General features: G+C 30.3%; 12 protein-coding genes. 4 read left to right on the forward strand and 8 right to left on the reverse strand.

Annotated features, from left to right (window positions below):
- Positions 1-3: 3 nt before the first annotated feature.
- The 4 genes from F7B34_RS05840 to F7B34_RS05855 form a co-directional block, all read right to left on the reverse strand.
- A complete protein-coding gene (locus F7B34_RS05840; RefSeq protein WP_292460897.1) occupies positions 4-198 on the reverse strand; it encodes a hypothetical protein in 195 nt (64 codons plus the stop codon).
- A 7-nt stretch (positions 199-205) separates the two neighbouring features.
- Entirely contained in the window at positions 206-676 is a 471-nt protein-coding gene (locus tag F7B34_RS05845; protein ID WP_292460898.1) for a hypothetical protein, read from the reverse strand.
- 55 nt (positions 677-731) lie between these two features.
- Positions 732-1829, reverse strand: a complete 1098-nt coding sequence (locus F7B34_RS05850; RefSeq protein ID WP_292460899.1) for a 2-oxoacid:acceptor oxidoreductase subunit alpha — start codon at positions 1827-1829, stop codon at positions 732-734.
- A 106-nt stretch (positions 1830-1935) separates the two neighbouring features.
- Positions 1936-2823: an RIO1 family regulatory kinase/ATPase gene (locus tag F7B34_RS05855; protein WP_292460900.1), complete on the reverse strand. Its 888-nt coding sequence runs from the start codon at positions 2821-2823 to the stop codon at positions 1936-1938.
- Positions 2824-3043: 220 nt separating this feature from the next.
- On the opposite strand from F7B34_RS05855, the gene F7B34_RS05860 reads away from it, so the two are divergent.
- From F7B34_RS05860 to F7B34_RS05870, 3 genes are all read left to right on the forward strand, one after another.
- On the forward strand, positions 3044-3613 hold the full coding sequence (locus tag F7B34_RS05860) for an SIS domain-containing protein (RefSeq protein ID WP_367116345.1): 570 nt from the start codon (positions 3044-3046) through the stop codon (positions 3611-3613).
- Positions 3614-3708: 95 nt separating this feature from the next.
- Positions 3709-4794 (forward strand): 3-dehydroquinate synthase II, encoded by a 1086-nt coding sequence (locus tag F7B34_RS05865; RefSeq protein WP_292460902.1) that lies wholly within the window; start codon positions 3709-3711, stop codon positions 4792-4794.
- Between the two features lie 96 nt (positions 4795-4890).
- Positions 4891-5652: a geranylgeranylglyceryl/heptaprenylglyceryl phosphate synthase gene (locus F7B34_RS05870; protein ID WP_292460903.1), complete on the forward strand. Its 762-nt coding sequence runs from the start codon at positions 4891-4893 to the stop codon at positions 5650-5652.
- Between the two features lie 97 nt (positions 5653-5749).
- Here F7B34_RS05870 and F7B34_RS05875 read toward each other — a convergent pair whose 3' ends face one another.
- Positions 5750-7567 carry a DNA-directed DNA polymerase II small subunit gene (locus F7B34_RS05875; RefSeq protein ID WP_292460904.1) on the reverse strand — a complete coding sequence of 606 codons (1818 nt, stop codon included), beginning with the start codon at positions 7565-7567 and terminating at the stop codon, positions 5750-5752.
- A 99-nt stretch (positions 7568-7666) separates the two neighbouring features.
- Positions 7667-8734 carry a hypothetical protein gene (locus tag F7B34_RS05880; RefSeq protein ID WP_292460905.1) on the reverse strand — a complete coding sequence of 356 codons (1068 nt, stop codon included), beginning with the start codon at positions 8732-8734 and terminating at the stop codon, positions 7667-7669.
- Positions 8735-8877: 143 nt separating this feature from the next.
- On the opposite strand from F7B34_RS05880, the gene argH reads away from it, so the two are divergent.
- Complete coding sequence (gene argH, locus F7B34_RS05885) at positions 8878-10356, forward strand: argininosuccinate lyase (RefSeq protein WP_292460906.1); 1479 nt, start codon at positions 8878-8880, stop codon at positions 10354-10356.
- 31 nt (positions 10357-10387) lie between these two features.
- On the opposite strand, the gene F7B34_RS05890 is transcribed toward argH, so the two are convergent.
- The gene (locus F7B34_RS05890) at positions 10388-11449 is read right to left on the reverse strand and encodes a TIGR03576 family pyridoxal phosphate-dependent enzyme (RefSeq protein WP_292460907.1); all 1062 of its coding nucleotides are present in this window, start codon (positions 11447-11449) and stop codon (positions 10388-10390) included.
- A 146-nt stretch (positions 11450-11595) separates the two neighbouring features.
- Positions 11596-11880 (reverse strand): DUF2098 domain-containing protein, encoded by a 285-nt coding sequence (locus tag F7B34_RS05895; protein WP_292460908.1) that lies wholly within the window; start codon positions 11878-11880, stop codon positions 11596-11598.
- Between the last annotated feature and the right edge of the window lie 185 nt (positions 11881-12065).

Raw genomic sequence — 12065 nt, forward strand, 5'->3', positions numbered from 1 at the left:
CATTTATTTTAATGGGTTTATGGGCATATGAATAAACAACAATATGGCAGTCAGTCCAAATACTAAAATACATATTGAAAATAACATATCCTTTGTTAGATAATACTCCATTAACGATATAAATATGGTGTAAAATGTGCAAAGATAAATTATAAATTTATTTGCATGTGTGGTAGTATTGTAGTCAAATTGTCCCATATTTCCCCTAATGTTTTTTTAAACTATTTATAAGTGAATTAAAGGAATAATAAGGCATATTTTTGATTTGGACTTTTCCATTAGTTTTATTTTTAAATATGTTTATTAACTCTTCATCGTATCGTATGGTGTATTGGGCAATATCTGAACATCTAACTCTTATTCCAGCACCTACGCGGTGGATGGCACTTGGTAGTTTTAAATATATTGTAATAAATTTATAGGGATATACTGCAATAAGTGATACTTCATCCCATTTAAATAATCTAATTTTTGTTTTTATGCCCTCATCGGTAATTATGATTTTACCAGAAAATAAGTGGTAAGTTATTATCATTATTGAAAATGTGATTAATGCAATTGCAAAAGATAATATCATGTCTGCTGTAAGAATATATCCCATTATTAGCATGGTAGCCATGCCACATAGTAAAACATAGATTAAATCCTTTGTATAGAGATATGCCTCTTTATGCATTTTAATCCCCCCAAATTTAAAAAGTATAAAATTATAAAATTATATTTATTATTTTTTATTCCAAAACTAACGCTTTCAATTCCTCAGGTCTGTGGATCTCACCACCGATTTTATCACTAAGCACCACATCGCATTTAGCGTATTTCATTACCTCCCCAACGATCTGACCTAAATTCATTTCAGGTACTATGATTTTTGAAGCCTTTAAGTTCTTTATAAGTTCATCAGGGAATGGATAAACCGTAATTAATCTAATATATCCCACATCATGACCTTCTTTTCTCATTTCCTCAACGAGATACTTTACAGTTCTTGAAGGAGTTCCATAACATATAAACATGGTTTCGCTGTCAATATATTTTGCTTCGTATTTTATAATGTCATCTTTATTTTTTAATATTTTGTTGCAAATTCTTTTAACCAGTTTTTCATGAGTTTCAGATGATACATCAGGATAACCTCTTTCATCATGGGTTAAACCTGTGATATGGACATTGTATCCTTCCCCAAATATTGGCATTTCAGGAACTTCTTTGTCAAATGGATATGGTTTTTTACATGGTTTTTCTTCTGGAAGAGCTCTGTCTATTATAGGTAGTTCGTGGAGAACTACCTTTTCCCTCATGTGTCCAACAATTTCATCAGCCATGACAAACACTGGAACTCTGTATTTTTCTGCGTAGTTGAATGCCATAATTGTATAATCATACATCTCCTGAACAGATGATGGAGCAAATGCTATTGGTTCGTAATCTCCATGGCTTCCCCATCTTATCTGCATCATATCCCCCTGACTTGCATAGGTTGGCTGACCTGTTGATGGTCCTCCCCTCTGAACATCAACTATTACGCAGGGAGTTTCAGTCATAAAGGCATATCCTATATTTTCCATCATTAAACTTAATCCTGGACCTGATGTTGCTGTCATGGATTTTAACCCCCCCCAACTTGCGCCTATTATGCTTGCCATACTTCCAAGTTCGTCCTCCATCTGAATATAATAACCTCCAACCTTTGGGAGCTCCCTTGCCATACCCTCGGCTATCTCTGTTGATGGTGTGATAGGATAACCTCCAAAAAATTTACAACCTGCTTTGAGAGCTCCTTTTACACATGCTAAGTTTCCCTGAATAAACTCTACTTTATCAGTCAAAAATATCACCTTATTTTTTTTATATGATTAATTATATATCCAATTTTATTTTCTCACATTTTTTACCATATTTTATAATTTTTTATTATTTATCATTATTTTATTTTTATTTTCCCACTATATAATTATATATAGAATCCAAATTCTCACTTATTCCATATTTTTTGAAGTATCTCAAAAGGTTTTCCAAATCTCTTTTTAAATAAAACTCCGCATTTATCTTAAATTCTCCGGGTAATTTATTTAGTTTTAGTTTCATGTCATTTTCATCTTTTATTTTTATTGCCTGTGGGAAGTCAATTATTATGAAATTTCCATCCTCATCAATTAATATATTAAATTCACTTAAATCTCCATGGATATATCCGAGCTCATACATTTTCTTTACTTCATTTATTATATCCCAAAATAATTTGTTAATATCTATGTCCAATTGGTTTAAATCCACTCTTTTTAATTCGTCCCCTTCTAATTTTCCCATAATAAGGGCATGCCTGTTTTGTTCAATAGGTTCTGGAACTTTTACAACGGGAAATAAATCGTTTAATACTTCAAATTCCTTTTCCGCCGTTAATCTTGAAGCATATAACCAGCTGATATGTCGCTTATCTGCCAAATATCTCCTGTATCTCTTTCCCCTTGTGAAGCATGTTCTTCCTAAATTATGGAATTTTAAAACTGCTTCCCTGTTATTGCTTAATAGGACATTATAAACATCCCCTTCTTTTCCAACGCCTAATTTACCGCCTATCGCAGTAATAATTCCTTTTTTAACAAAAGTATTTAATGCCAAAGCATCATATCCTTTATGGGAGAGCCTATAACCATAGCTACTTCTATTTATGAGTTTGAACTTATCCAATATTTTTAACCTGTATAATACCTCTTTTTTATCGAGCTTTGTTTTCTTAATTATTTCGGGTAATGGGACCCATTCATAATATCTCATAGATACTTCAATGATTTTTAAAACTCTCCAATTATCTTCTTTCATTTTCTGTAATGTGTTGATTAATTTTTCTATAAATATGCACCTCCATAGTAATCTATAAAATATAGATTTATATTAATTAATAATAATTATTCATTAGTAGCAATTAATCTAGATATTTTTGATTCTTAATTACTTATTTTTATTTTATAAATATTTATAAGTAAAATATGAAAAACCTAATGATAATATTAATAATATTCCGTTAAAATATTATACTTTGGTGGTTAAATTGTTTTCTAAATTTATAAATCATCTGATAAAAAATTTGGAGGTTTTGAAGGAATTTGATGAGAAGTTAATAAATATTTTTATAAATAATATCATATCCACTAAACATGAAAAATCTAAGATATTTATATATGGGGTTGGGAGAAGTGGATATGTGGGAATGGCTTTTGCTATGAGATTAATGCATTTGGGATTCAATTCACATTTTATTGGGGAACCTACCTGCCCGGCTATTGAAAATAATGATTTGTTAATAGTTATATCTGGAAGCGGTGAAACATGTTCAGTAGTTAATGTATTAAAAAGGGCAAATGAACTTAAAATAAATGAAAATTATAATAATTTAAAAATAGTTTCAATTACCTGTAAAAAGGAAAACACTATAAAAGAATTATCTGATATGCACATTCATCTAGAAATCTACAATGATAAGTGCTTTCCAATGGGGACATTATTTGAAGAGATGGCTTTTATATTTTTAGATGGAATTATATATTTATTAATGGAGAGATTAAATATTTCTGAAAATGAAATGAAAAAAAGACACTGTAATTTGCAGTAATTATAAAATAAGATATATAAAAAAATTAAAAAAAAATATTAAATAATATTATAAATTATTTTTAAATATATTATAAAAAAGGAAATGGTGAATTTATGAAATTTGGATGGATATTGGCAAACAATGAAGATTGGGAAGAAAGAAAAGAAACTGTAAAAGATGCTCTTGAAAGCTCAATTCCTGCGGTCATGGTTCCAAAGGATGACATTGAAAAAGTAAGGGAGTTCGGAAATATAAAAATTATTTCAAATGATTTAGATGCAGATATTGTAGTAATAAATAAAGACGAAGATTTGGATATACTTTTCAACGCAAAAAAGCTTGGAAAGGAAACTGGTGTTTATGTATCCATAGAAAGCAAGGAAGATGAAGAATACGCTTCAGAAGTAAGTAGATACGATTATGTTGATTACATTATTTTAGAAGGAAAGGACTGGACAATTATTCCATTGGAAAACCTTATAGCAGATTTATTCAATGAAAATGTAAAAATCGTATCTGTGGCAAACAATATTGAAGATGCAAAAACAGCATATGAGATACTTGAAAAAGGTGTAGATGGGGTTCTTTTAACTCCAAAGGATACTAACGATGTTAAGGACTTTTCAAGATTAATAGAGAAAATGAATTCTGAGAAATTGAAATTAGAATATGCAGTTATAAAAAAGGTTGAGCCCGTTGGTAGTGGCGATAGAGTATGTATTGACACATGCTCAATGATGGAGCTCGGAGAGGGTATGTTAATAGGCTCCTATTCAAGAGGTTTGTTTTTGGTGCATTCAGAAACAGTGGAAAACCCTTATGTTGCCACAAGACCATTTAGAGTGAATGCAGGACCTGTTCATGCATATATATTATGTCCGGGAAACAGAACAAGATATTTAAGTGAGTTAAAGGCAGGAGATAGTATATTAATAGTTGATAAAGATGGAATGACAAGAGAAGGTATCGTTGGCAGGGTAAAAATAGAGAAAAGACCTTTAATGCTCATAGAGGCAGAATATAATGGAGATATAATAAGAACAATATTGCAGAATGCCGAAACCATTAGGCTTGTTGGTGAAGATGGAAAACCAATTTCAGTGGTTGATTTAAAAGAAGGCGATAAAGTTTTAATAAAAGCAGATGAAAATTCGAGACACTTTGGAATGGCAATAAAAGAAACAATCATTGAGAAATGACTATAGGTATAATATATTATTAATTAATTTATTTTAATATTTTTTTCTATTTTATAAGTTATAATATTTTCATAATTATAATATACGTGTGGTGTAATGATGGTATTTATTGGCGATGTTGAAAAAAGATTGAATAAAATCCTGGAAGAAGAAGGGGTTCTATATCTTATATTGATAGACCCTGATGAAAAAAATTGCATTGATATAGCAAATAAGGTAAAAGATTACGCCGATGCCATAATAATGGGAGGTAGCATAGGTATTACTAATTTAAATGAAATTACAAAAGAAATTAAAGAAATTATTGGAGATATTCCTATTATTTTATTCCCCGGCAATGTGGATGGTTTGACGCCCTATGCAGACGCTGTTTTTTTCATGTCATTAATGAATTCAAATAACACCTACTGGACAACTACGGCACCTACATTGGGGGCAATTACTGTTAAAAAATACAATTTGGAAGCAATACCTATGGCATATTTGGGAATCGAACCTATTAAAAGAACCGCTGTTGGTTTTGTAGGTGAAGTAAATGAGATACCTCAGAGAAAGCCAGAAATAGCTGGAATGTATTGCCTATCTGCTAAATACTTTGGTATGAGATGGGCATATTTAGAGGCAGGAAGTGGTGCTGAGTTCCCTGTAAGCAATGAAATGATAGCAATATCAAAAAAATTAAGTGGAATAAATATCATCGTAGGTGGAGGCATAAGGACGCCAGAAATAGCATATCAAAAGGTTTTAAGCGGTGCCGATGCAATTGTAACTGGAACTCTCATTGAAGATAATCCCGATGCAGTAAAAGAAATGAGGGATGCCATAAAAAAGGCAGGGATGGAGAAATTAAAAAAATGAAAAATAAATAAATAAAATAATAAAATAAATATTAAATAATGATAATAATAAATAAAGTATAATAATATATAAAAAGCTATTCCTAACCATTTAACTTTTATTTAACTTCTATTTTTCCATTATTCCATTCTATATATTGACTACCAGTTTTTGATAGGTCCAATATAGGAACCCTAGCAGGTGTTGGATTAATACCCATTTTTTTCTGGAAATTAGTCTGTTCTTGGAATGTTCCGCTATTTATCATTACAGTCCCTTTATAGAGACCGTATCCGTTTATATGAATATGTCCTGTATGAAATATATCTGGCTCATTATGTATTACCAAATAATCCTCGTGTTCAGGAGCAATTGGGCATCTTCCACCATAGGTTGGGCAGAGATGTCTTCTTATTAGGAGCTCCCTCATGATAGATGTTGGATTATTATATTTTGCAGAAGAGATTTGGCTTATTATATCGTCAAAGCTCCTACCGTGATATAGTAAAAAATCCAAACCATGAATATTTGCAAATCCAGGATTGCTTAAAAATGTGATATTATCCAAACCATCGAATAGCTTTAAAATTCTTTCGGGAAATATAGGCTGAGGTTCAGCAGGCCTAGTGGCATCGTGGTTTCCAGGAGCTATTATTATATGGATGTGTTCAGGAACCTCTTCTAAATATGCTGCAATTTCTTTATACTGCGATATAATATCTACATCATATAAATCATACTCTTGACCTGGGTAAATACCTACGCCATCTACTAAATCACCAGCAATTGATATATATTTTAATCTACTAATTATTTTTTCCTCTAATCCATTATTCACATTTCCATTTAAAAATTCTACAAATTTTCTAAATGATTTCTCTAAAAACTCATAGCTTCCAACGTGAATATCTGATAAAAATGCAGTATATATTTTTTCATCAATATTTTTCGGTTTTTTTGGAGTAATATCCGGCCTTATATATTTATTTGCAAACATTACATTTCCACTATCTGGTATATATCCACTAAATCCTATGACCTCATCAAGCAATATATCATCAGGTAAATCCCCACTTGCAATTTTATCCTTCATCATAATTACTGTGAAACTTGTATTTTCATCCTCTATCTCCACTCTTTTATGACCTTTTTTTGTAGAGCTCACATCGGATACAATACCAACAACAAATACATCACTTTCTTTTTTCAGTTTATAGACTTTATTTAGTGGATAAGCTTTTCTTTGGACTTTTCTTTCAATCATGGCTTTAATTTTAGCATATCTATCTCTAAAATATTTTACAAAGTCATCAATGGTTCCTTCACATGTGGATTTTCCAGATATGTCCCATTCATCATATACTTTAATTTTAGCTTCGATATCCTTGGATATATAGTTTATTCTTTTATTTATACTGTTTCTTATGGATTTTATTTTAGCAAGCCGTTTTTCTCTTTCTTTTTCCAATATATTTAGTCTTTTTAATTCTTCTGACTGGGATTTTAATATTTCTTCAATTTTATTTTCATCTATATTTGCAGATGTAGGAGGTTTTACAGTTTCTTTCTTAGGTTCAGGTTTAGATTCAGTTTCATGTTCAATTTTAAGTTTTTCTTTTTGGAGCGGAGCGGATTTTAACTCCTTATTTTTTTTATCGATATTTTCAATCTTTGGATTATTTATTTCTAAATTGACATCTGATGTATAATATGCTAAAAAGTCAAAATTCCCGTAATTTTTTTTAATTTCGTTCAAACTATAATTTAAAAAAACATCTAAAAAATGGGCATCTAACAGTATAAATTTATCATTTATATCTTTAAATTTTTTGATTTTATTAATTAAATTATCTCTTTCATTTTCAGAGAGTTTTTTAATTCTATCATATGAGCTCGGCGATATAAGAACTTCAATATTTAAAAAGTCGTTAATCATGGTTTCCCTTTAAATTTTAAAGTTATATTTAATTTATATGTTTTATAATTTATAGTAATCATGAATTATATAGTTAATAATAAATTACTCTTTTTAATTTTAACTTTTTTCTTGTTTTTTTTGGTGTTTATTTATGTTGTAGCATAAATAGTCCAAAGGATGAATTATTTTAGGTTTTCCATCTTTTCTCATTCTGCAAATATCATCTGGTTTGCAGTAATAACTGAGCCCTTTTCCGCCATCTTCTTTCCAGTTCTTACAGTATTCACAATGAGTGATGTGGTTTGCTACCTTATAGCCGATATTGTGGCTTATATAGTATTTTGTTTTATCTGCATCGAAGTCACCTACTGTGTTGAATATTGCAACAATCTCATTTAAAAAGTCCTCTATTTCATCGTCCTTTGCGATATCCAATGCACCAATATTTACCAGCTCTCCGTTTTCAATGGGTCTTAAATTTGGATTGAATTTTGCACAGAACCAATAAACAACAAAACTTCTTCTTGCGTAATGGGATGGAGAACCGCCACTTAGTATGTCATCCAATATTCCTCTAATACATGGTGGATGCCATTCCTTTGGAATATCTCCCTTAAATCCTGATATTTTAATACCTTCGACGCCTTCGAACTTTACAATACTTCCTATGAAGTTAATAATATCTTTTATTTTTTCGTTATTTTTTACTTCCTTTGGGAGCTCATGTAGTCTTATTCTTTCAACCATTTCTTTAAGTCTGACCCTTATGAGCTCTATGGCATAAGTCTTTTTTACGCGATATATATTTACAAATCCATTATCTAAATCCATTCTTTCAAGATGTAAGTCATTGTTTCGGGATAATGATGCAGTATCAATAAATTTCCATACAGGGATTTTATTTGGCAGTTTATCCATGGTATCTTTATAGTTTTTTTCGGCGTATTTTTTAATATAAATATTATAATATTTTGTATTTGCTATGATTATAAGTGTTAAATAGTTAATTAATATATTTTTAAGTTCTTTATCCATGCCAACATGTGCATTTAAAAGTTCATAATAGGAGTTATCCTCTTCAAATATATACATTAACAAGTATTTAATTAGTTTTATGTTAAGATTATCGGTAATTTCCTCAAAAAAGTCCAAATCTTTTATTTTATCAAGTTCTTCCCAAAACATAAAATATTACACCAATTTATAATAATTAATATATATTATTATACAATAGATATTTAATTTTGGTTTATGAATTTTATACTTTTTAATTTTTTATTTTTATATTTATATTAAATTATATTATATAAATTATAGGTGATATTATTATGAATAATATTGATAATAAGGACAATATATTAAGAAGAGGACGACTTGGGAGCTCCGTAAAAGAGGATGTGATGCTATACACTACAAGCCTGAGTTTTGATAAAGAAATATTTGAAAGCGATATACTTTGCGATATTGCCCATACAAAGATGTTAATGGAAAAAAATATAATTTCAGGAGAGGATGGCAACAAAATAATAAATGAATTAATAAATATCTTTAAAAATGGAATGGAATCTTTAAATTTAGACCCTTCCCTTGATGATATACACATGGTAATTGAAAATGAGCTCATAAAAAAACTTGGTGAGGATGTTGCAGGAAGGATGCACACAGGCAGGAGTAGAAACGATGAGGTTGCAACAGATTTGAGGATGGCACTTAGGGAAAAAATACTCCAAATATTAAAACAATTAATAAATATGGAAAAAAATATTTTAAATCTTGCAGAAAATCATAAAGAGACCCTTACAATAGGATACACCCATTTGCAACACGCACAACCTACAACTTATGCACATCATCTTTTAAGCTATGTTTCAGCAATAGAAAGAGATATTTTAAGGTTGTTGGATGCATATAAGAGGATAAATATTTCACCACTTGGATGCGGGGCAATGGCAACAACAGGTTTTGACATAGATAGAAAAAGAACAATGGAACTTTTGGGATTTGATGGTCTCATAGAAAATTCAATGGATGGAGTTTCTGCAAGGGATTTTATAGTGGAAACAATGTCTTGCCTGTCAATGTTGGGAACGAATCTATCAAAAATTTGTGAGGAGTTAGTGCTGTTTTCAACCTACGAATTTGGAACTGTTGAATTAGCAAATGAATATACTTCAACCTCATCAATAATGCCTCAAAAAAAGAATCCTGATGTTGCGGAGATTGCAAGGGCAAAGTTATCAACATTAAATGGAAATTTAATTAGTGTTTTAACAATATTAAAGGCACTTCCAAATACATACAACAGAGATTTACAGGAAATAAGCCCCCATTTATGGAAAAGTGTCTATACAACCATTGATACAATAAATATGATTGATGGAATGATATCAACATTGAAGGTGAATGCTGATAGAATGAAAGAACTGGCAGAGAAGAATTACTCCACAGCAACGGAGCTCGCAGATACTCTTGTGAGGGAGTGCGGTATTCCATTTAGAACAGCACATGGAATTGTTGGAGAGGTAGTAAGAATATCGATTGAAAGAAATAAAAATATGGATGAGGTAATTGGTGAGGTTTTAGATAGGCACGGTTTAGAGCTCGACAAATCGATGATAGAAAAGGCACTTAATCCTATGGAGAATGTAAAGATGAGAAAGGTTATTGGAGGTCCAGCTCCTGAGGAAGTTGAAAGGGCTATAAATTCCTATAAAAGTAGAATATATAATTATGAAAAAGAAGTAAATGAAAAGGTTAAAAAGGTTAAAAAGGTTAAAAATGAGTTATTGCATAAAATAGAGTTATAAAATTTTTTTTATTATTTTTATTATTTTTATATTACTTTGAGTTAATAATCGCATTAATTATATAGTCATCAGTTATCCTTTTGGCATCCTTTGAGCAGAAGTCGATTCTTAATGTTTTGCTTGCACCGGGCATTCCTGCTGCGGTGATTGTGATTATTCCATAGTTTTCAAGCATTTTCAAAGCAATATCGATATATTTCTCTTCTGAAAGATTTTTTATAATAAATCCAGTTGGGGTTTTTTCACATTCAAAACCTGCATTAACCAATGGGCTTAAGTCAATATTTTCTGCTCTTTTCAACGCCTCTTTTAAATTATCAAGTTTGAAGTTTTTTAGTGCATTTACCATTGCAGCTAAAATTGGTGCCTGAGCTTCTAAACCAAATTTTAAACCTTCACCATATATTTTATTAACTAATTCCTTTTTTCCACATAATAATCCAGCCCTTGGGCCTTCCATTAATTTATCGGTGCTTGTAACTGCCAAATCTGCATTAAGTTCAAGTGCTGGAGGTTGATTGTATAGTAATCTCAATCTTGCACCGGAGGCATCGTCTATAAATACAGTACTATTTTTTTCATTACAGTAAGATATTATTTTTTTCAAATTCTCTAAATCGATAATTTTATGGTCCATTGTGGCTCCTGTGATGATTGTTAGGGTTTTTTTATTTATCTTATTTAATATTTCATCCACATTATCGCTTTCAAAGTAGTCGAGGTTAAATATTTTGCAACTTCTTGGGATTGATGGATGAGATGGTTTTTTTGGAACATAATGAATTACATTTTTAACAGTATTTGATAAAGCCATTATTGTGGAAAATATTGCCGCAGATGTCCTGTTAAATCCCACCGCCTTGTGAATTGTAGGGTCTCCCCCAAAGTGTAAAATCCCCACTTCGTTTAATTTTTCTGAAAAGATGGCTGGACCAACATAAGTTTCTAGGAGCTCCAAATCTGTTTTGAAAATTTTAAATCCTCCTGCAATACCTGTGAGGTCATATAAATGGTTTCTTCCTTTTTCCTTTATAATACTCCGTATTGATGTTCTGGCTTTTTCTAATCTATTTAATTCAGATGTATCATTCATGATTGTCACCAAAAAAATTAAGATATTGAGATATTAAGATATTATTTGAATATTAATTAGTAATAGAATATTATATATTTAATTATTAAAAATACACTAATAAAAAAATTATAAATTATTATTTAAATCTTGTAAGATTAATTAAATTAACCTGCACCACAGGCATCTATATTTGTATCGACGTCTGATATTTCTTCTTTTTCAAGGATTTCTTCTATTTCTTTCTCATCAATTTCTTTTTCTTCTTCTTTTTTCTTTTCATATTCTATAATTTCCAAAGTATCTGGTTTATACATTAGATTATTGTCTAATAGCACCCATTCTATATCGTCTTCTTTTTTTATGTCTTTGACAATGCCCTTGGTTCCTGTGTTGATGTATTTTACATAGGAGCCTATTATAATTTCTTTGTGGTTTATGTCAAATGCCATAATATCACCAATTAATAATATAATATGATTTAATAAATAATATTGTTCCAAACCTAAAAACAATACATTATCCAAACCACCATCATATTATGCAGTCAATGATAGCCTGAGAGAAAAGGAGCTCAGGTTTGATGTAAGCCCGCAACCAAGTGATACTTAGTAACGACCGAGTCAATTCCAAAAAC

The organism is Methanothermococcus sp., assembly GCF_015523155.1.
Classification (GTDB): domain Archaea; phylum AGJL01; class Methanococci; order Methanococcales; family Methanococcaceae; genus Methanofervidicoccus.